Consider the following 20,110-nt stretch of genomic DNA (forward strand, 5'->3'; position numbering starts at 1 on the left):
GACCTTAACATCTGTTTCTGCCTGTACTGCTTTAAAATTAACGGACTACGCATTCTCTCATGAGAAATTAAATTCACAAGAAGAAGGCCATGGTACAAACAATAGCAGCCGTTATAGCAGTATAAAATAGACCTATGATAGTTCCGTAACCTAGCTTTTTGTGTACTGTCGAATATTTTCCTGGTAATGTTTTTTTCTTTTTCAAATTCTTATTAGCACTGAAAACAGTAATTCCCCAGAAAATATAGGTGATTACCGCACCTATGATATGTGCAATCAATAAACTATTAAAGAATAACGTCCCGGTATATTTACTGTTAGAAACGAGACTGCCTGATCCACCCGAAACCCTTATTTGAACTTCTAAAATAATCAGTGCAACAATACAGGTCCAGAACAATCGTTTTTGAATTTTGACGTGGACATCAAGGTTCTTTTTCTTAATTTGAGAAACAGCATAAACCGAAATAAAGGGGGCTGAAATTGACAATATTAGCATTCCCACTATAATTGACAACGTAATGTTCATAATTTTGATTTTTAATTAAATGTTTTTCTGTTAAAACTCGAAAATTACTCCAAGGGAAGGTAAAGGATGTCCAGTTTTATTGTAAAGAATAACTGGTATGGCGTTGCTTCCATCAGCAGTAATAGGTTGTCCATTGGTAGTCACAAAGCCTGTATTATCTTCGTTTCGCTTAAACGTAAAGTTCGGGTTGGTTTCATTTTTTTGCATCAATAAGTTTTGTACATCTAGATATATGCCCAACGATGTCTTTTTAAAGTTGAATTTCTTATCCACTCGGAAATCCAGTTGGTTGAAATTGGAAAGTCTGTTCTGGTTCAATAAGGAAGCATCTGGAATTCCCTGGCCCAGCAACAAATAGTTTTGTTGTGAGGCTGCCAGATCATATGGTGTATAAGGATTTCCTCCTGTAAAACGATACTTCAGTCCCAAGTCCCAGTCATTTTTCATTTTATACCCTAAAGTTGCAGAAAACAGATGTCTGTTATCCCAGGATGAAGGAGCTAATACGCCATCTACTCCCGAAAATTTACTAACTACATAAGAATAACTAAGCAGATAGAAAAGGTTCTTAGTCATCTTTTGCTGCATAAAAGCTTCAATTCCATACGTTTCTCCTATACCTATCGATAATATGCGTTCGCTACCAACCGATCCGTACTGAGTTCCCTGATTGGCCAATGAAATTCCTGTTGTTTCAGACACAGGGTAATCGCTATATCTCTTATAGAAACCTTCCAATGTGAACCTCAGTGAATTCTTTGGTAAGAACTCAGTTCCCAGAACATAATGAGTTGAACGGGTATAGTCCATATCTTTATTCATGAAATTACCTGCTTCATCCTTATATCCCAATGCGGTATATATAGGTGCCTTAAAATAAGTACCAGCAGATGCATTCAAGTTCCATTGGTCACTCAGACGATAAGAAGCGGATAAACGAGGAGAAAGTGTCTTCAAGGGATCATTTCCTGTCTCGGTCATGCTGTTCATATCCGTACGGATACCTCCCGATAAGAGTAATCTGTCATCCAGAAAACGTTTTGAAGCATGCGCAAACAATCCATATTTGAAGAAGTCGATCTTACTGTTGAACTGGATGGTTCTTTCTGGGGCTACAACATTGCCATCTTCATCTTTTACCTCAGCAGACACTTTATTAAATACATCTCCGTTATAACCTACGTATTGGGCATCCAAACCAGCTGAAAACTTCCAACCGTTAACAAACTTATTGTAATCAAAACGGAACTTATTTTCCACTTCATCTGATTCGATTAATAAAGTCCTGTTCTGTTCAATTTTGTTCTCGTCTTCAAATTTATCCAATGTTGTATTGAACATGTTCCTACTTAAGGTGAAGTTCATGTAGCCATTCTCGATCTTTCTGTTAAGATTAAAGCCCATGGTATAAGTCCATTGGTTTACATAAGGCGTTGAACGGAGAATATAAGTGTGTTCGGGAGTAGATTCCTTTGTAGGTGCAAATCCAAACTTATCAATGGCTCCAATACCAATAGCAGTTAATGTTGTCTTATCATTGAATTTGTGATTAACTTTATATTGAAAATCATAAAAGTCTGGACGGATTGGGAGATCTACCATTTTAAACAGCATTCCTAAATAGGATTTACGCACAGAACTCAGGAATGTTGTTTTAGGGGAAAGCGGACCTTCCAGCGTTAATGCGGTTTCTGTCATACTTGCACGAATATTTCCCGACAAACGATCGGGGTTACCGTTTCTTTGATTGATAACAAAGGTAGAAGACAATGCATCGCTGTATCTCGAATCGAATGCAGATGTTGTCAGTTTGAGATCCTCGATAAACGAGACGTTCAAAATTCCCTGTGCACCTCCCGAACTTCCCTGTGTCTGGAAGTGGTTTAAAACTGGTATTTCTATACCATCCAGATAATAAACGTTTTCATTGGGTGCACCACCACGTATGATAATATCATTCCGCTCACCTACACCATTGCTTAAACCGACTCCGGGTAACGTTTGTACCACTTTTGAAACATCAAAATTTCCTCCGGGGTTTGATTTTATTTCCTGAGATGTCAATTTCTGGACAGACATAGGAGTAATCATATCGGTTGCAGTTGCAGAAGCACTTCTATTGACTGTGATTGTAACGCCTTCAAGTTGTGCCGCTTCCGGTTGCAATTCAAAGTGCATAATCCTGTCATTGCCTGAGCTTACTTCTATATTGTATTGTGTAAACTTTTGATACCCCACTGAGGAAGCGTTAATCGTATAGGTGCCTACAGGAACGTTAAGCCTAAAAGTTCCCGTACTGTCAGTAAGCGTAGCAAACGAGGTCTCGTTAACGCTAATACTCACTCCAATAAGTCTCTCGTGGGTGTCCATATCTTCCACAGTACCGATAACATTTCCCATTTTTTGAGCAATCGCAGGTGTTGATAATAAGAAAAATACACTTAAATAGATAAGCACTTTGATATTCTCTTTCATTATGTCTTGTTTAAACAAGCAAAGGAAGATTTTTTCTACCTTTGAAAGAAATCTAATAGACCAATCTTTCATTTTTTACCATGAAGTTGTATTTTTGAATCGTGAAGTATCCGGAGTTTCTTCACTTAACAAAATAGCATACTCACTCATAAAATCAGTGAGTTTGTCGATAAATTTTGTAAATTTTTAATAGAAAATGGAATTTAGCATCCTATGAAAATCATAACAAGAAATCAAAATACAGTTACAACCTTAGTGGGTATAACCCTCTTAGCAGTATTACTGTTTCTTATGATTCCGCATTCTTATGGGATCGCATTGCCTTTTGTTTATTGGGTCAATCAATTTTTCTTTTTCATTTTGATGCTGGGACTTACTTATTTCAATACAAAATGGTTGGCACCTAAATTACTCTTCCAAAGAAAATATTTTCAATACTATCTCACTTTATTTCTTTCGTGTGTATTGATTATTATAATTCTCAGTAAGTTGGATGAGTTGCTCAATGTTTCGGAGGAAATAAGAAAAATAGCTGGGTTACATAATACCCAAAAAAAACAGGGACATGGCAATTTATCCGTATTTTTCTATATTTTCTTGATTGAAATATTGGTGCTTGGTGTCAATATTATTGGCATATTGATTAAAAAATGGCAAGATGAGAAGAATAAACGCCTACAAGTAGAAAAAGACAAGATAGAAATGGAGCTTTCGTTTTTAAAATCACAAATTAACCCTCATTTCTTCTTTAACAGTCTCAACACGGTAAATGCTTTGACCTATACAGATGTTGACCAATCTAGAAATGCTCTTAAAAAATTAGGGAAAATAATGCGGCACGTTTTATATAACACATCCAATCAATCTTCTACTATTGCATCAGAAATAGAGTTTATTTCCAATTATTTGGAATTGATGAAAATGCGATCTGCCCAGAAGGTTTCAATTGATTTTTCGGTGGATATCGTCTCTCCTGATCAAAAAATTGCTTCGATGCTGTTTTTGCCTTTTATAGAAAACGCATTCAAATATGGCATCAGCACACAGACACATAGTCCGATTACCATTAGGATTACAGAAAAAGATCAATCATTGGTGTTCTATACAAAGAATAAAGTTTTTGAAAAAATCGTGGACAACAAGTTGGATGATGATCAAAACCATGGTATCGGAATACAGAATACGGAAAGACGGCTGGAACTAATTTATCCTGGCAGGTATTCCTTGGCAATAAATAAGGTTGATGGCTTTGAGGTGCAACTTAAAATTGATTTAAATGAAAATTAGATGTATAACCGTAGATGACGAGCCCTTAGCATTGAATATGATTAGCTCCTTTGTCAGACAAACACCTTTTCTGGAACTTGTTGCTGAATTTGACAATGCGATCGATGCTCTTAATTATATTCAATCCAATCCTGTTCAATTACTACTGCTCGACATTCAAATGGCAGATCTTACCGGTATGGAACTTGCAAGGGTTTTGGCAGCAGATGCCAGTAAGCATAAACCGTTTATCATCTTTACGACAGCTTACAGTGAATTTGCATTAGAAGGATATCGCGTGGATGCTATTGACTACGTACTTAAACCGTTTGATTATGAAGATTTTATAACTTCAATTTCAAAAGTAAGAAAACGAATCGAACAAGGAAACGAGTCTGCTGATATTGTATCATATGATAACCAACAATTTATATTTATAAAGGTTGATTCACAGGTTATTCGATTGGAAATCAATAGTATTTTATATATTGAGGGACTCAAGGATTATATCAGAATTCATCTGGTCAATGGTGCTAAACCTATGCTTTCGTTGATGAGCTTAAAAAAGTTGGAAGAGAAACTCACCAAAAGTGGATTTCTCCGAATTCATCGTTCCTATATTATTTCTTTTGCCCGTGTGGATGCACTTTTAAAAAACAGCGTTAAAATCGGGGATAAAATAATCCCAGTAGGTGCTACCTATAAAGATAAATATGACCAATTTGTGGATCTATGGATTAAGTAACCAAAGTCTATATTAAAGATAAAAATCAAAGAAATTAATCAATTTACTGCCAGGTATTTGTCGGTTTCAGACTTACCTCAATAATTTATTTTTCACTCAGAATTGTTAGAAAAAAATGTAGTTTTCAATGTTTTGTTCTTACAGATTATCCTTTTTTTGGATGATACCTCTCTTTTTTTCATCTACTCAAATTATATAAGGCAGTATAATACTAGTTCACGATCAAAAGTGGCTCCTTCGTCTATAATTTTTGTGAGCGAACACAGGCTTTCGGAAGTTTGTGGCATAAAAAAACAATATGCCCTAAAGGCTTAGTTTGCAAAACGAAATATAGATCTATATGAAATTAAAACAATTTATTACACTAATTTTATTTACAACTCTTACTCATAGTGTATGGGCTCAAAGCCCTAAAGCTATAATAAAAGGAACCGTGGTAGATTCAATAAGTAAAGAAGGAATTTATTATTCCACCATTTCCGTACATCCGATTACTGATGCTAAAAAATTAACCGGTACTATTGCTGATGAGAAAGGAAAATTTTCTTTGGAAAACTTAGAACCGGGGACATACAATATTACAATTGATTTTATAGGGTACATTCCAAAAGTGTTTTCAAACTACACATTAAAGCCTGGTGACAACAATTTGGGAACAATATTGATGAGCATCAACACAAACGTGCTTGATGAGATTGTAATTACTGGCGAACGACCTATAATCGAAAACAAAATTGACCGATTGGTTTTCAATGCTGAGCGTGACGTAACTTCTGCAGGTGGCAATGCGACAGATGTTTTACGTAAAGTCCCCATGCTTTCAGTGGATATAGATGGTAATGTTTCGATGCGTGGAGATCAAAATGTCAGAATCTTGATCAACGGAAAGCCATCTGGTATGATGGCTAATAATGTTGGCGATGCCTTAAAGACCATTCCTGCGGATCAAATAAAAAGCGTAGAGGTTATTACTAGTCCCTCGGCTAAATATGATGCAGAAGGGACTTCTGGTATTATTAACATCATTACCAAAAAGAAAGATATTGGCGGAGTTAACGGTTCTATTTCTGGAGGTCTTGGAACCAGACACAATAATGGAAATGCAAACTTTAATGCTAGAAAAGGAAAATTTAGCGTTGTCGCCAATGTAGGAGGCAATTATATGTGGCCTCAAACGGTTACCAATGATTTCGAACAATTTACAATTGGTGGAGACCCTGTATTGAGGCAGTTCAGTGACCAAAAGACTACTCGATCTGGACTTCGCGGGTCTATCGGTATAGATTATGACCTGACCGATAAAGATCTATTTACTACCACATTTTCAGTAAACGGATTTGAAATGAATATGGATGGAAACACCAACTCAACGTTCTTCTTGCCAAATAATAGTAATTCTTCATTATTGTCCAATAGAGATCAAAAAACTGCGTCTGACGGCTTTGACTGGTCAGCAGATTACACCAGGAAATTTGCAAATCCTAAGCAGGAATTAACATTGTCAGGTCAGTTTTCCAGAAGCAACAGTATTACCGATTACAAAACGATTTATGAAACAGGAGGTCGTCTTGACGAAATCGGAGAAAATAAAGGAATAAATGATGAATTTACACTTCAAGCAGATTACGTACAACCTCTTGGTAGTACAACATTGGAAATGGGAGTTAAAACCATACTTCGGGATATTACAAGCTCATCTTTGATTCAAGAAGGAACAGACGGCAGTTTTCATATTTCGGATGATCGCTCTTATGACTTTAACTACAACCAAGACGTAGTAGCTGGGTATTTATCATATGGTTTTGAGTTTGCAGAAAAATATGAGGTAAAAGCAGGTGTTCGAATGGAACACACAAAACTTAATGGCGATGCAATAGGTGGTTTTGAAGCCTTTAAAAATGACTATACAAATATATTACCCACTGCGGTGATATCGAAAAAGCTTGGAAGGATGTCTAGTTTAAAACTGAGTTACAACCAACGTATTCAAAGACCAAGCTTGTTTTATTTAAATCCATTTAGAAATACGGCAGACCCTATTGTTCAGAGACAAGGAAATCCAGAGCTTAAGCCTGAGCTTTCCCACAACGTTGAGTTGGGTTATTCAACATTTAAAAAGGGGACGGTTTTTAATGCTTCTGTATTTTATCGCAGGACCAACGACGTTATCGAAAGCTTGAATCAGATAGATAGTCTTAGCACCCCTGGACAGCAGATTTCATTGACTACTTTTGATAATATCGGCACCAATGAATCTTTTGGAACAAATTTGTTTTTGTCTTTTTCACCCATTAGAAATTTAACGCTAAGAAGCAATATCAGTTTGTTTACCTATGAAGCAAAAGGAAACCCCTTTAATGAGGAAATGAGTACGCAGGTTGACAAGTTACATTTTATGTATCGGGCTTTTGTAAACGGGAGCTACAAGATCAGCAATGATTTAATAGCAGAGACATTTGTCATGCTCAATTCACCGAGACGTACATTCCAGGGTACTTCCCCTTCCATGAGTATGTGGACCGTAGGTGTGAAAAAAGAACTATGGGACAAAACCGCTAGTATTGGATTAAATATTACAAATCCATTCTGGGAAAACACCCATTTCAAAAGCGAGGTATTCACTCCTGATTATACACAGACAAATAATATGACACTCCCATTCCGCTCTTTTGGGTTGACCTTTAGCTATAATTTTGGTAAGGTGGATACGAAAGGAAAGGCTAAAAAAGAAAGAGGTATTAAAAATGACGATCAGAAGCAGGGAGAGTCTAATCAGGGAATCCAAATGGGTAATGGAATGTAAAACAGAGATCTTGCTGAATAGATAATGCTTGATAATAGGAGACTGAAATTTATTGTCCGTAATTACGACAGTAGCCAGATTGTTGTTTTTTTGTAAAAGATAAGCAGACTCATGGAAAGAAATTCATGGCAAGTCTTACGCTCATATCAAAATTTTTAAAAGCAAAGGATTAATTATATCAGATTACATCACAAAAAGGGTTATTTAATGGATAAATTTTACAATGAGACATATCGTAAGTTGGAAGCTGCAATTCAGGAACAGGAGATTGAAATCGATTGTCTTTTATTAAGATCAGAGACAATTATACACCTGATTGTTAACTGTCTTTCAGAAGTAAAGGAATATGTTCAGAAAAGAGGATTTAAGAACATTTGTTGTAATTAACGTCAATGTAATTGTTCGTTGTTGTCCGTCAACAATGTCAGAAATATTGTCGTGATTGTGAACTACAAGCGTTCCCAAACGGTATTCTGATTTTTCTTTGTGTATTAAAATGTCGTCAATAAGTTGATTGACATTTTTTGTTGTCCATTTGTAAGGACGTTGGTAACTTGGAATTTGTAGAGAGTCATTTGTAAGCAACTCTCTTACTTTTATTATTTTCGGTTTATTCTCCATTGTGTTTTAAAATCGAATGTCGGGTTGCTCGGTAGTGGGGTTGCCCATAACGTTTTCGGGCTTTGCGTTCGGGCGGGTTTCGGAGCACAAAACTGTCAACCAGCACTGAACTTAAATAGAAGCACAAAGCTCCAAGTTTTCACGTCATCCCGCCTGACGCAAAACCCGTGTTATGCGGTCGGCTTTCTTTCATTCGTCAGTTGATTTTGTTCAAATTCATCAATTAGTTTCTCGCATTCGTTTTGGTCAGAAACATATCTGTCACTGTCAAATTGCTCCTTAAAATACTTATAAAGTTCGTCAAACTTGTCGCCAAAAATTTCTGTCCAAGATTGGTCTTGATTTTCTGTTAAAGTCAAATTATTTGCAGAAACTATTACAATTATTCTTTCTCCTGGCTTGTCGTCTTTTAGGTTTGATTTCCAAAAGTGAAAAACGATTTCAATTTGTTCTTTGTCTATATGTGTTACTTGCTCGTAAAGATATTCGTCTAATTGTGTCTGGTTAATCTGAATAAGATTTCCATCTTCGTCAACTTTATTGAATTCAACTTTTAGCTTTCCTGTAAGCTCAATTGTCAACGGAAATGCAATGTTGTCAGAGTCAATGGGCAAGTTATATCTCTCAATTATTTTGTCGGCAAAAACGTAAGTTGAATAGTCGTTAAGTATTAGGCTGAATTTATCAATATTATCATTCACGTCAATTACCCAACTGTCGTGTAGTTTGCAAATCAAATACTTTTTAAAAGTCCCAAGTCGGTTTGCGTTGTTCTCCAAAAAAGCTGAATAAGTGTCTGTGTTGAAGATTGGTTCGTCCAAGTCAACAAAGTCGTCAGCCAAAAATGGTGCAATTGTCTGTATGTTTCTTTTATCTGTCATTCGTCTCTGTGTCGTCTTTTAAGCTGCCGCATAACTCTCAAATATACGCAATAACATTTATTTAAGAAATTATTTGTTTATTCTTATCAACATAGGTATAATACGGGATATAATAAAAAGATATAGTGCGTAATTTGTATTTTAATTTTAAATTTTAATGCGATTTTAAATAAAATATATACAAAATACGAATATGGAAATTTAGGTGTTGATAAGCTCTTTTATTATATTGATTTTTTATAAATGAACATGATAATAATCCCACCCACCCTATTTCAAAGTTAAATTTCTATCTAACTGTTTAATACTTTACACCCGGGAAATAACCCCTTGCTGTAAACAATTAAACAATAAATTCACAAAACACAACCTCTTAAAATCGGTTGAGTTTTTAGTCGTTCATTTTACGATAGAAATTAGTGTGTTTATCCCAGTTAAAAGGAAAAGTAATTAATGTTTTAATTTATTCTTTTTGCTTGGTTTTTATTGTTCCATCAACATATTGAAAAAAGATCTTCCTCTTTTTACATCATTCTACTCGGAGTGATCGCCATATATGGTTTTCTTGTTGCAAAATTATTGCCTATTCCGCTTTATAAAAATCTATTGAGGTTTCTACTTCTTAAGAACTACAAAAATAGATATCACATTAAAATCGTCATTATTTTTAGGAAAAATAACGCCAATTTTAAGGTGATATCTATCGTGTATTTCTAACTCGCAGACACTCCTAAATATATTTACCAGTCGAATCCATTTGTCAGCTTCAGTTCTGTAGCGGCCAAATGGATTTTTCCTTTTATAAATCGTTCGGTAGGCAATAGTTCTATTTCGCACAGAAAAGCCATAAGCGACAACTCACGAAGAATGATTAATAAAAATTGTAGAACTATTAAATATTATTTTATTATGGAAACAAATGTAAAAACTCCCCAAGCAAAAAGAACCTTTAAAACAACAGAAAAGAGCCAAGCTCAAACTACAAAGAATAATTATAACGATTTGTTCTTTAGTTCAATTATTGAACAACTGGAAAGTGTAGAAGAGAAACATTGGCAACATTTTTTAAAAGAAAATGTATCTTTTATGCCTGCTAATAGACTTTCTTTACAATCTTACACACGATTAAACCAATTTATATTGGCACTTGATATGTTGATAAATAAGCGTTCAAATTGCTATTATGCGACTTTTAATCAAATTACTAAATCAAAAGGTAAAATTAAGAAAGGTTCAAAGTCATTACCAATACAATACTTTAGTTATGATATTAGACATAAAGAAACGGAAGAACGTATTCAACTTGCTGATTTTAAGGCTTTAGATAGCACCAAACAAAAGCAATATCGGGTAAAAAGCTTTATGAAGTATTATCGTGTATTTCATACGGATAACGTTGAAAATATAAATGATTGTGAGTTTCCAATTATTGCTGATGTTGAACTCATTGAGCTTGACGAATGTGCCGAAAATTTTATTAATGGTTTAATTGAAACCAAAAATTTATCATTACAACATTTAGTACAAGGCGAAGCGTATTATATTCCAGGAAGAGATGAAATTCATTTACCAAAACCGCAGTATTTCAAAAATAAGGATGCATATTATTCAACTGTTTTTCATGAAATTATTCATTGGACAGGACACAAAGACCGATTAAACCGTTTAGACCAAAATTTTGAAGATGGCAGAAACAAATATGCTTTTGAAGAGTTAATTGCTGAACTGGGTTCTTTATTGTTTTCGTTAGAATTTAATTATTCGGAGCAGTTTATTAACTCAATTATCTATCTAAAAAGTTGGTTAAAGCATACAGCGGAAGAGAAAAAACATGAAATTTTAGAAGAAGCATTTGGTTATGCGAACAAAGCAATAAATTACCTTAAATCATAAACCTTTTACGCCTTTTAAAATAATAAAGGGCGTAAAAATTTGCCCCTTCGGGGCGGATTGGATTTATTCAGACGCTCCATCCATTAGTATTATAATAATTCTCTTACCCACCCACCCTATTTCAAAGTTAAATTTCTATCGACCTCCTTTAATACTTTACACTCGGAAGATAATCCTTTGTGCAATAATTAAAGGAGGCATTCACAAAACAAATCCTCTTTTAATCGGATTAGTTTTTAGTTGTTCTTTTACGATAGAAATTAGTGTGCTTAACCCATTTGTTATTAAGTGTTTATAAAATATATGTTTTATAAACGATAATAATATATAAATATATATTTATATGTAGATATATTAATATTTAACTATACAAATATTTGTATATCAATATATTTTGATTTATTTTTGATGAAAATTAATAGATGAATTATGGCTAAGATCATTTTATTTACTCATCAGAAAGGTGGTGTTGGAAAAAGTACATTATCTTATAATGTTGCAAATTTACTTAACCAAGATGCGAAGGTTGGCTTAATTGATTGGGATTATCAAGGTACTTTACTTCAAGTAAAAGACTTAAATGACCAGTTGACGTATATTGATGTGGATCGTAAAATTAATAAAATACCGCATGAAGATTTCGATTTCATCATTATCGATACACCTCCTTACCTATTCGAAGAAATACACTCATTGGTACAACAAGCTGATTTAATTGTAATACCAACGCAAGCGAGTATTAATGATTTATTAGCTATTGATAAAACTGTACAGATTATTAAAGATAATAATGCTGTAGATCGATCTTTAATCGTTTTTAATAGAATTAAAGCTAATTCATCACTTAAAGATAGATTAAGTGAGAATTTTAATGAGTTGGATGTTCCTATTGCTAACACAGTAATCAACGACTATGATGCAATTACCAACAGTATTGTAACCAAAGGAGTTGAAGGAAAGCACAAAGCGAGTAATCAACTTCAGAATTTGACAAGAGAATTAATGATTAAACTTTTAAGTAATGGCTAATAAAAAAGTAGATTTATCTGCATTAGTTAATCAGGTAAAAAAAACACAAGTAGAAACACCAGTACAAAAAGTGGTGCCGGTACAGAAACCTTCAACGTCTGAAAAAGGATTGTATGTAAAAGTTCCGAGTGAAATGATTACATTTCTTAAAAATAAAGCATCATTGATTGAGGGAATGACTGTGAAAGAATTAATTAATACTGCATTAGTAAACGTTTATGAGGAAGAATACAATGAATTCTTAAAGCGTTATCATGGAAAAGTCAAATAAAGTATATGTAGTAAACGTAAAGCTATTAAATGGTAACTGGGTTAAATATCGTGCTGTACAAGGATCAGCTGGAGTAAAACGCCTGGTTAAGTATTTTGATGAAAACTTTACAGGAGAAAACAAATGGTTATTCTGTAATGTTTATGAAAAAGAAAGTCAGCAACAAGTAGCTAATTATTTAAACGGTAAGAACCCTACCCGACCCTAAAATAAAAGAGGAGCCGAAGCCCCTCTTTCGAAAAACAAAATAAATTTTGTTTTCCTTTTCGTATTTCAAATATACGATTAAATTTTATTTGGTCACTAAAATAATTATTAAATTACAGCACTTTAACGAGAAAGAAAATTATAAGTCATGAATCAGGAAGAAAAAGATAATAAGGTAAAGGAAACGTTTAGCAGCAATAAGATTGCTGATAAGGTTAAGATTTCTAATGAATTTTATCGAGATCTATTTTTTCATGAAGATAATGGCAATTTTGTTGTTAAAGAATCTATGCCAATTGAAGCGAACCGTATTATAATTAATATTTTAAATACGTTACGAAACAAACAGTTCCAATATGGAGTTTCAGATGAGAGTTTTCAATTGGATTTATTTAAGAAAACATATTTAGAAGACGACGAATCTTATGCTAAAATAGTAATGAGAACTGCGGATATTTCTAAATCAAGAAATTTAGAGTTAACTAAAAAAGGACTTCAATTTTTAGTTAATTATAAACAAGAATGGCATACGGTCAAGTTTTATAACTCAAAAGGGGAAGTAGAAAAAAAACAATTTTATGGTGGATTAATTATTGATCCAACCATTTATAAAGGGCAAGTATCTTTTTATATTAATCCTTATTGGTTTAAAAAGATAGTAGCTTTAGCTAATTATAATTACGTTCTATATTCTTTAGTCTATTCTGTAAAATCTCACAAACAGTTCCTATTTGCACTCTGGTTAAATACTCTTAGAGAAGATGGAACCAAGGTTACTTTAGAATATATGAATAGAACCTGGGGAATTAACTACAAAGATTTAAGAACGCTTAAAAAAGGCTTTTTAGACCCGATTAAGAAAGTGTTAGACAAATCCTCCTCTTTCTCTTTTAATAGCTCTGTAAATGGAAATTACATAGGTATAACGAGATATCAACTTAAATCTATTGGAAGTGCAGCAGCAGAATCTATAAATTTATCAAGTCAAGATGATCAATTCAAATTGTATAAACTTTCTTATATTAAGAAAAGGCATAATTTTACTCAAAAAGAGTTAGAGCATTTAGAAAAAATCTTTGACATAGATTTTGGCGCAAAATTTCTTTTTAGTAATGCATATAAAAATGTGGTTAAGAGATATAATATTGCAAGAAGAAAGGATAAAACTAAACCTCTCGTTACTGATATTCCTTTTTCAGCATTGTTAGATGAAATTCAAGAAGAAGTTATTTCTCTTTATTCTGCAACGAAGCATGCTCAAATATCTCCCAAAGGTTACCCAATATTTAATGCTCCGTTGTAGGAGCATTTTTTATTAATATTTCGACATTCCACTACCCATATTTAAGGTGAGGGTCTAATATTTTATTCGAAATTTCAATGTATATAGTAGTTTCGATTATAATATCTGTTTTAATATTCGACATTCCACTACCCATTTTAAAAATAAATCGAAGAAATTAATATAGAAGGTTCTTTTATTACATTTCGAGATTCCACTACCCTTCTTTACGAAGGATTTTTGTAACTTATTACTATTACAAGTCACACAGTAGTTGCAATTAATTAATCTAATTTTATATTCGAGATTTCACTACCCATCACTATATTAAGCTTTTCATATATCACTATTACTTATATAACTATTTCGAGATTCCACTACCCATTTAACTTTAATTAATTAAAAATAAATTATATAGTGGTTGAAGTTAGTTAGGTCCGATATCTAACATAACTTTTAATTTTCGACATTCCATTACCCATCGTTATATAAATGTACTGATATTTAAACTATGTTTAAATATATTTTCGACATTTCACTACCCATATGGTATTAATGCATTAATTATCATTTGTTTATACAAGAGTAATTTGGACAAGTAAGCACATATTTGTGTTATTAATCCTAATATAAATTATTTATTTATCGTACCTTTATTAAGTTAGTAATTAAAAATCGACATTCCACTACCCAAAAATCAATGAAAAATCACTATTCTCCTTTATTTCGAGATTCCACTACCCACATTTTATGCATTTTTTCCCTTTAATATTCGAGATTCCACTACCCATTGAGGTTTTTTTGATTTTAGAGTCAGTTTTTAAGGTAAATAATCGAGATTTCACTACCCAAAAATCGACATTTCACTACCCACGTGAGTTTATTTCGAGATTCCACTACCCAAAAATCGAGATTCCACTACCCATTCAATCGATATTCTACTACCCATAACTTCGAGATTCCACTACCCAAAAAAGCATAAAGTATAGAGTGTAAAACATTAGTAAACAATGTTTTATACCTTAAAAAAACGGTTACTTAAAATTAATATTAAAATTAATATTAAAATTAAAATAAGAAACGTTCAAAATCATATTCCCATTTTAAAAGGAATTTTTTTAATCATTTACCCATTATTGATAAAAAAGTCCGAAAAGGAAAGACGATATTTTCACCAGTGCCCGGCGAATTTTTGTAAATAATAGCTAATTTTATAGAATGAAACGAGTTGGTACATGCCCCATTTGCAACAAAGGGGAGCTTTTAGAGTTTGAGGATAAATTTCAATGTAATTTCGTTGAAAATAATAAGCAGTTGTGCAATTTTTTTATTTATAAATCTTATTCGAAAAAAATTATCACTCCCGAAATGCTATTTGACTTACTTCACAATTACGAAACAAAAATTTATTCAGATTTTGTGGATGATAAAGGTGAAAAATTTGAAGCTGCATTAAAAATAGTACACGGTTATATTAATTATAAGTTTGGAAATCAAATTGTAGATAATGTTAAGTGTGTTAATTGTGATGGCGAAATTCTAAGAACAAAGCAAGGCTGGGGATGTGAAAATTATTTTAATCGAAAATGTGGAATGTTTATTTACCGTTCTTATAATGGAACTGTAATGACTGAAGATATTGTAAGGTTATTAGTTACTGGCAACTACACTCCTTTTTTAAATTTTACTTCAAAACAAGGAATTAATTTTCAAGCAAAACTTTTTGTAAATGACAGTACTTTTCAAGTGCAATTTGATTACTCTTTAGGAGATTGTCCGAAGTGTAGCGGTACTGTATTAAAAATGGAAAAATTCTTTGGTTGTACTAATTACTTATCAGATATTAAATGTGATTTTATAATTTGGCCATCTATTTTTGACTATAATTTATCTTTTATTGATGTAGAAATATTACTTAGAGGAGATCAAACTGATGTTAAATCTTTTAGGTGGAAAGATAAGAATTTTGAGGGAAGGCTTTCATTAGATGAAAATTTTAAATGTAAAGTGTCATAATAACTTACTTGTTATCATTTATTTAAAAATATATATGTATAGTAATATATATAAATATACATATAAAAAAATATATACATATTTAAATATAAATATAGCTTTATATTTAAATATTGTTTTATAATTTAGTCTTCTTTTTAAGATGATTACGATAATTTTCAATTTTAAAGCATTAAAATATTAATGTAAAGTTCCTCCCTATTACTGTTTCAAATGCTATATTTGCATAAAATAGTATTATAATGAAAGAACTTTTAGAACAATTGAACGCAGAATTTGAAACGTTCAATTCAGATGCTCAATTACAAATGGAAAAAGAAAATAAAGCTGCTGGAACTAGAGCGAGAAAATCATCTTTAGCTTTAGAGAAACTTTTAAAAGAATTTAGAAAGTTATCTTTAGAGGAATCTAAAAAATAATAGACAAGCCGTATACATTAAGATACGGCTTTATTTTTTGATTATAGTACGATATATATAAATATATACATATGTAAATATATACATATGTAAATACATGTATATAAGCATAACTATTGTACAACTCCAATTTTCAGGACCATAATAGGGTTTTATAAAAGTGTAACTCTTACATTATCTTAAGCAGCGATTTTTCATAAATTTCAATACAACCATAATTTTTTATAAATTTCGCTATAAGTTTTTCTACTTTAGTATATTATAAAAAAGCAAAAATGATTTTTCTAAAAGAGGCAATAGACATTCATGTTTTTTATTTTTAAATTAATTCCTTACCTTTCTACTTAACTTACTTATGTGATAAATATCTACTTATCTCCCATATTATTAATGAGAGGTGGATATGCTTACTATACTTTTTGATAATATTTCTATGCTATTTTTCATTTCTTCAGTTGTTAGATGTCCGAAACCGATTCGCATAGCAGTGATAGATTTGTTTTGATAAAGTAATGTTCTTGGAATTAACAAATTATATTTAACACATTCTTGGCTTATTTTGAGTAGATTAACTGATTTTTGCCATTCTATCCAATAGGCAAGCCCACCAGTAGGAATTTGATAGTTTATATCATTACCGAATGTCTCTTTTAAAATATTTGCAAAATTATTACGACGCTGCTGGTAAATTTTTATTGACTTTTTTAAGTGACGATGTATTTCACCCTCTTCTATTAACTCCCCCAATACCTGTTCCATCATAATATCTCCTTCTCGATCAATAATGCCAAGATATTTTCGCATTTCATATATTAGATTTTCTGGAGCAACAACAAATCCAGTTCTAAATCCTGGTGGCAATGTTTTTCCAAAAGAACCTACATACACCACCATACCGTTGGTGTCTGCACTGGCAATTGGAAGTGTGGTGTTTTTGTCATACTGAAATTCGTAGTCATAATCATCTTCTAAAATAACAAAGCCAAATTCATCAGCAAGTTGAAGAAGTTCCATTCTTCTACTACCGCTTAAAGTTACAGTTGTAGGATAATGATTGTGTGGTGTAAGGTATAGCGCCCTAATGGTTGTATGCTCACATAATTCTCTTAATTTGTCAACTTGTATACCGTATTTATCTATAGGAATTGTTAGGATTTGGGCTCCATTTTTTTGAAAAATCATGTTAATGGCAAAGTAACTTGTTTCAGCAACAACAACTTTGTCTCCTTTTTCTAATAAAATTTGAGATATAATATAAATACTTGCATCAACTCCTCTTGTTATAAGAATATTTTTATCTGAAATATGTAATCCTCTAGTCAAATTCAGATAATTAGACAGTTGCTTTCTAAAATAGATACTTCCTTCTTCTTTAGAATAAGCCCATTTTTTTTGATTTTGTTTTCTTTTTAAGCTAGCCGAATAAAATTTAGTAAAGGTCTCAATTTGTGTGACTCTGTAATCTGGAGTACCATCATTCCATCGATACAAAAAATCACCATATTCGTAAGGATTATCAAGAATATTAGTCTTATTGAAACTAAATCCCGTTTGTCTTGGATAGGAATAAAGCTGTAGAGATTCTGAGCTCTTAATTTTTATCTTTTCTGGTTCTTTATCTAGAATAAATGTCCCTCTATTGGAATGGATTTGAACCCAACCTTGCGCATCCAATTCTTCATAAACTGCTATAATGGTTTTTCTGTGAACACCTAAAAGTTCACTAAGCGTCCGACTACCAGGTAACTTCAGACCAGTAGGTAGATAACCTCTTTGGATAGCATTGATAAACTGAAAAGTAATTTGTAAGTAAATAGATGTAGAAGAATCTCGATCTATAGATATGAAACTTTGAAAAGGAATATTAACCGGACTACTCATGATATTTAAAATGGTACCTTATAGTGTCCGGAAAGATAATAATTTTGTCGCACAAATAAAAACAATGAATTTTTACAACCTTTTACAAAAAATAGTTCAGCAAAATGAAATGCATGCTAAATGGCTGAATACGCTGTCTTTCATGGAAAATGCAGGAGCAAGAAAAATATCTGCTTGCGAGCATCCGACGAAAGTTAGTTTAATTCAACTTAAACACGCAGCAGAAGAGCATCGTCACGCTTATTATCTGAAAAAACAAATTTTAAAAATCAGTCCTGAAGTCTGCAAAACGTATAAAAATAATGAACTTTTGGCTTCCATTGCAACGAGGCAATACTTACACTCTTTAGATATTAAAGCTTGTAAATATCTTCAGCAGAATTTCAATTTGAATAAAGAAGATTTGAAATATGCGGCTTATTTATTTGTGACCTATGCTATTGAAGTTCGTGCTGATGAATTGTACCCTATTTATCAGGATATTTTAACTAAGGTTTCTTCCAAAATTATAGTGAAATCAATTATTCTAGAAGAAGAGGGACATTTGGAAGAAATGATTAATCAATTGGAGGAATTTTCGGAAGACTGGAAGGTTCATGCAGAAGTTATTTTAACCATTGAAAAAGATTTATATGAGCAGTGGGTTAATGCAATTTCAAAGGAGGTTTCAAAATGGAATCATGCACAATAATTTCCTCTATTTTAAGGAAGCTTTAGAAGAAAGAAAAGAAAACGGAATCTTAAGAATTTTAAAACCAAAAGAGAAAGGAATCGACTTTTATTCCAATGATTATTTAGGATTGGCTACAAACAAAGAATTTCAGGATTTATTATTAAAAAAAATCTTAGAAAATCCCGAATTATTAAAAGGGAGCACAGGCTCTAGATTAATAAGTGGAAATAGTTCTGTTGTTACCGAAGTCGAAGATTTCATTGCCAAAGAACATAAATTTGAATCAGCTTTACTTTTCCCTTCTGGATATAATGCGAACTTAGCTCTGTTTTCAACACTTCCAAATCGACATGATACGATTATTGTGGATGAAAAAATTCATCGGTCTGTGCATGATGCTTGTAAAATGTCATATGCTAAGAAATTAAAATTTAAGCACAATGATGTTGAACATTTAGAGCTAATTTTAAAAGGACAAAATGGGATTTGTTATGTGGCGATTGAAAGTCTTTATTCGATGGATGGGGATATTGCTCCTGTTAAGGATATTGTCGAAATAACGAAAAAATATAAAGCACATCTGATTATCGATGAAGCGCATGCTTTTGGTGTTTTTGGGTATGGTTTGGTTGCTCAATTGCATTTGCAAAATAGTGTTTTAGCTACGGTAATTACTTACGGAAAAGCTTTGGGAACGCATGGTGCATCTATTTTAACAAATGAAGTAATTAAATCTTACCTCATTAATTTCGCAGCCTCTTTTATCTATACAACTTCAGCACATGATTTTCTATGGATGAGTATAAAAGAAGGATATAATTTTCTAGAAGCAAATCAACATTTATGCGTTGAATTAAAGAAAAATATTAAAATTTTTCGAAAGCATAACCTTCAAAGTATTTCTTCAGAAAATAGTCCAGTTCAGGCAATTTTAATTACCAATAATCGTCAATTAATAGCTTTGAAAGAAACTCTATTTGATAGTGGATTTTTGACATATGCTGTTTTCAGTCCCACGGTAAAAGAAGGAACAGAAAGATTGAGGATCTGCTTGCATAGTTTTAATAAAGAAGAGGATATTATAACGCTTACAAATATTATTAAGCAAAACATTTAAAA

General features: G+C 32.3%; 20 protein-coding genes. 14 read left to right on the forward strand and 6 right to left on the reverse strand.

Going from position 1 to position 20,110, the window contains the following annotated elements; translation table 11 throughout:
- Nucleotides 1-73 precede the first annotated feature (73 nt).
- Nucleotides 74-529, reverse strand: coding sequence for a DUF420 domain-containing protein (locus QW060_RS23945; protein ID WP_034751532.1), 456 nt, complete (start codon nucleotides 527-529; stop codon nucleotides 74-76).
- 30 nt (nucleotides 530-559) lie between these two features.
- On the reverse strand, nucleotides 560-3,076 hold the full coding sequence (locus QW060_RS23950) for a TonB-dependent receptor (protein ID WP_290365322.1): 2,517 nt from the start codon (nucleotides 3,074-3,076) through the stop codon (nucleotides 560-562).
- 141 nt (nucleotides 3,077-3,217) lie between these two features.
- Here QW060_RS23950 and QW060_RS23955 point away from each other — a divergent pair, with 141 nt between their 5' ends.
- The 4 genes from QW060_RS23955 (at nucleotide 3,218) to QW060_RS23970 (ending at nucleotide 8,205) form a co-directional block, all read left to right on the forward strand.
- Nucleotides 3,218-4,291, forward strand: a complete 1,074-nt coding sequence (locus QW060_RS23955) for a sensor histidine kinase (RefSeq protein ID WP_034751539.1) — start codon at nucleotides 3,218-3,220, stop codon at nucleotides 4,289-4,291.
- Entirely contained in the window at nucleotides 4,281-5,015 is a 735-nt protein-coding gene (locus QW060_RS23960; protein ID WP_034751541.1) for a LytR/AlgR family response regulator transcription factor, read from the forward strand. Before QW060_RS23955 ends, QW060_RS23960 begins: the two co-directional genes overlap by 11 nt.
- 340 nt (nucleotides 5,016-5,355) lie before the next feature.
- Complete coding sequence (locus QW060_RS23965) at nucleotides 5,356-7,818, forward strand: TonB-dependent receptor domain-containing protein (protein ID WP_290365323.1); 2,463 nt, start codon at nucleotides 5,356-5,358, stop codon at nucleotides 7,816-7,818.
- A gap of 207 nt (nucleotides 7,819-8,025) precedes the next feature.
- Nucleotides 8,026-8,205 (forward strand): hypothetical protein, encoded by a 180-nt coding sequence (locus QW060_RS23970; protein ID WP_290365216.1) that lies wholly within the window; start codon nucleotides 8,026-8,028, stop codon nucleotides 8,203-8,205.
- On the opposite strand, the gene QW060_RS23975 is transcribed toward QW060_RS23970, so the two are convergent.
- Genes QW060_RS23975 through QW060_RS23985 form a run of 3 tightly spaced genes read right to left on the reverse strand, consistent with a single transcriptional unit; the run spans nucleotide 8,149 to nucleotide 9,320 of the window.
- Complete coding sequence (locus tag QW060_RS23975; RefSeq protein ID WP_290365217.1) at nucleotides 8,149-8,439, reverse strand: DUF262 domain-containing protein; 291 nt, start codon at nucleotides 8,437-8,439, stop codon at nucleotides 8,149-8,151. The two genes, QW060_RS23970 and QW060_RS23975, sit on opposite strands and share 57 nt — an antisense overlap.
- On the reverse strand, nucleotides 8,429-8,566 hold the full coding sequence (locus tag QW060_RS23980; RefSeq protein ID WP_290365218.1) for a hypothetical protein: 138 nt from the start codon (nucleotides 8,564-8,566) through the stop codon (nucleotides 8,429-8,431). The genes QW060_RS23975 and QW060_RS23980 overlap by 11 nt, the downstream gene beginning before the upstream one ends.
- Nucleotides 8,567-8,609: 43 nt before the next feature.
- The gene (locus QW060_RS23985; RefSeq protein ID WP_290365219.1) at nucleotides 8,610-9,320 is read right to left on the reverse strand and encodes a hypothetical protein; all 711 of its coding nucleotides are present in this window, start codon (nucleotides 9,318-9,320) and stop codon (nucleotides 8,610-8,612) included.
- 486 nt (nucleotides 9,321-9,806) lie between these two features.
- Here QW060_RS23985 and QW060_RS23990 point away from each other — a divergent pair, with 486 nt between their 5' ends.
- The 8 genes from QW060_RS23990 to QW060_RS24025 all read left to right on the forward strand — a co-directional run bounded on the left by QW060_RS23990 (nucleotide 9,807) and on the right by QW060_RS24025 (nucleotide 16,437).
- On the forward strand, nucleotides 9,807-10,037 hold the full coding sequence (locus QW060_RS23990) for a hypothetical protein (RefSeq protein WP_290365220.1): 231 nt from the start codon (nucleotides 9,807-9,809) through the stop codon (nucleotides 10,035-10,037).
- 192 nt (nucleotides 10,038-10,229) lie between these two features.
- Nucleotides 10,230-11,213, forward strand: a complete 984-nt coding sequence (locus QW060_RS23995) for a zincin-like metallopeptidase domain-containing protein (protein ID WP_290365221.1) — start codon at nucleotides 10,230-10,232, stop codon at nucleotides 11,211-11,213.
- A 429-nt stretch (nucleotides 11,214-11,642) separates the two neighbouring features.
- Nucleotides 11,643-12,242: a ParA family protein gene (locus tag QW060_RS24000; protein ID WP_090410433.1), complete on the forward strand. Its 600-nt coding sequence runs from the start codon at nucleotides 11,643-11,645 to the stop codon at nucleotides 12,240-12,242.
- On the forward strand, nucleotides 12,235-12,513 hold the full coding sequence (locus QW060_RS24005) for a hypothetical protein (protein ID WP_090410432.1): 279 nt from the start codon (nucleotides 12,235-12,237) through the stop codon (nucleotides 12,511-12,513). The genes QW060_RS24000 and QW060_RS24005 overlap by 8 nt, the downstream gene beginning before the upstream one ends.
- Complete coding sequence (locus QW060_RS24010) at nucleotides 12,497-12,721, forward strand: hypothetical protein (RefSeq protein ID WP_090410431.1); 225 nt, start codon at nucleotides 12,497-12,499, stop codon at nucleotides 12,719-12,721. The genes QW060_RS24005 and QW060_RS24010 overlap by 17 nt, the downstream gene beginning before the upstream one ends.
- Before the next feature lie 147 nt (nucleotides 12,722-12,868).
- Nucleotides 12,869-14,023 carry a hypothetical protein gene (locus QW060_RS24015; RefSeq protein ID WP_290365222.1) on the forward strand — a complete coding sequence of 385 codons (1,155 nt, stop codon included), beginning with the start codon at nucleotides 12,869-12,871 and terminating at the stop codon, nucleotides 14,021-14,023.
- Between the two features lie 1,197 nt (nucleotides 14,024-15,220).
- Nucleotides 15,221-16,018 (forward strand): topoisomerase C-terminal repeat-containing protein, encoded by a 798-nt coding sequence (locus QW060_RS24020; RefSeq protein ID WP_125019421.1) that lies wholly within the window; start codon nucleotides 15,221-15,223, stop codon nucleotides 16,016-16,018.
- Between the two features lie 242 nt (nucleotides 16,019-16,260).
- Nucleotides 16,261-16,437 carry a histone H1 gene (locus QW060_RS24025; protein WP_090410428.1) on the forward strand — a complete coding sequence of 59 codons (177 nt, stop codon included), beginning with the start codon at nucleotides 16,261-16,263 and terminating at the stop codon, nucleotides 16,435-16,437.
- 387 nt (nucleotides 16,438-16,824) lie between these two features.
- On the opposite strand, the gene QW060_RS24030 is transcribed toward QW060_RS24025, so the two are convergent.
- The gene (locus tag QW060_RS24030) at nucleotides 16,825-18,318 is read right to left on the reverse strand and encodes an aminotransferase-like domain-containing protein (RefSeq protein ID WP_125019420.1); all 1,494 of its coding nucleotides are present in this window, start codon (nucleotides 18,316-18,318) and stop codon (nucleotides 16,825-16,827) included.
- Between the two features lie 64 nt (nucleotides 18,319-18,382).
- Here QW060_RS24030 and QW060_RS24035 point away from each other — a divergent pair, with 64 nt between their 5' ends.
- The gene (locus tag QW060_RS24035) at nucleotides 18,383-19,009 is read left to right on the forward strand and encodes a hypothetical protein (protein WP_125019419.1); all 627 of its coding nucleotides are present in this window, start codon (nucleotides 18,383-18,385) and stop codon (nucleotides 19,007-19,009) included.
- Nucleotides 18,951-20,108: an aminotransferase class I/II-fold pyridoxal phosphate-dependent enzyme gene (locus tag QW060_RS24040; RefSeq protein ID WP_290365223.1), complete on the forward strand. Its 1,158-nt coding sequence runs from the start codon at nucleotides 18,951-18,953 to the stop codon at nucleotides 20,106-20,108. Before QW060_RS24035 ends, QW060_RS24040 begins: the two co-directional genes overlap by 59 nt.
- Nucleotides 20,109-20,110 lie beyond the last annotated feature (2 nt).

Source organism: Paenimyroides ceti, from assembly GCF_030409925.1.

What these genes read in the sequence shown, in the direction of transcription:
- QW060_RS24000 (WP_090410433.1), top strand. Translation starts at nt 11,643, where the DNA reads ATGGCTAAGATCATTTTATTTACTCATCAGAAAGGTGGTGTTGGAAAA.
- QW060_RS24010 (WP_090410431.1), top strand. Translation starts at nt 12,497, where the DNA reads ATGGAAAAGTCAAATAAAGTATATGTAGTAAACGTAAAGCTATTAAAT.
- QW060_RS24015 (WP_290365222.1), top strand. Translation starts at nt 12,869, where the DNA reads ATGAATCAGGAAGAAAAAGATAATAAGGTAAAGGAAACGTTTAGCAGC.
- QW060_RS24040 (WP_290365223.1), top strand. Translation starts at nt 18,951, where the DNA reads ATGAGCAGTGGGTTAATGCAATTTCAAAGGAGGTTTCAAAATGGAATC.
- QW060_RS23995 (WP_290365221.1), top strand. Translation starts at nt 10,230, where the DNA reads ATGGAAACAAATGTAAAAACTCCCCAAGCAAAAAGAACCTTTAAAACA.
- QW060_RS23945 (WP_034751532.1), bottom strand. Translation starts at nt 529, where the DNA reads ATGAACATTACGTTGTCAATTATAGTGGGAATGCTAATATTGTCAATT.
- QW060_RS24035 (WP_125019419.1), top strand. Translation starts at nt 18,383, where the DNA reads ATGAATTTTTACAACCTTTTACAAAAAATAGTTCAGCAAAATGAAATG.
- QW060_RS23975 (WP_290365217.1), bottom strand. Translation starts at nt 8,439, where the DNA reads ATGGAGAATAAACCGAAAATAATAAAAGTAAGAGAGTTGCTTACAAAT.
- QW060_RS24005 (WP_090410432.1), top strand. Translation starts at nt 12,235, where the DNA reads ATGGCTAATAAAAAAGTAGATTTATCTGCATTAGTTAATCAGGTAAAA.
- QW060_RS23955 (WP_034751539.1), top strand. Translation starts at nt 3,218, where the DNA reads ATGAAAATCATAACAAGAAATCAAAATACAGTTACAACCTTAGTGGGT.
- QW060_RS23960 (WP_034751541.1), top strand. Translation starts at nt 4,281, where the DNA reads ATGAAAATTAGATGTATAACCGTAGATGACGAGCCCTTAGCATTGAAT.
- QW060_RS23970 (WP_290365216.1), top strand. Translation starts at nt 8,026, where the DNA reads ATGGATAAATTTTACAATGAGACATATCGTAAGTTGGAAGCTGCAATT.
- QW060_RS23985 (WP_290365219.1), bottom strand. Translation starts at nt 9,320, where the DNA reads ATGACAGATAAAAGAAACATACAGACAATTGCACCATTTTTGGCTGAC.
- QW060_RS24030 (WP_125019420.1), bottom strand. Translation starts at nt 18,318, where the DNA reads ATGAGTAGTCCGGTTAATATTCCTTTTCAAAGTTTCATATCTATAGAT.
- QW060_RS24020 (WP_125019421.1), top strand. Translation starts at nt 15,221, where the DNA reads ATGAAACGAGTTGGTACATGCCCCATTTGCAACAAAGGGGAGCTTTTA.
- QW060_RS23965 (WP_290365323.1), top strand. Translation starts at nt 5,356, where the DNA reads ATGAAATTAAAACAATTTATTACACTAATTTTATTTACAACTCTTACT.
- QW060_RS24025 (WP_090410428.1), top strand. Translation starts at nt 16,261, where the DNA reads ATGAAAGAACTTTTAGAACAATTGAACGCAGAATTTGAAACGTTCAAT.
- QW060_RS23950 (WP_290365322.1), bottom strand. Translation starts at nt 3,076, where the DNA reads ATGAAAGATTGGTCTATTAGATTTCTTTCAAAGGTAGAAAAAATCTTC.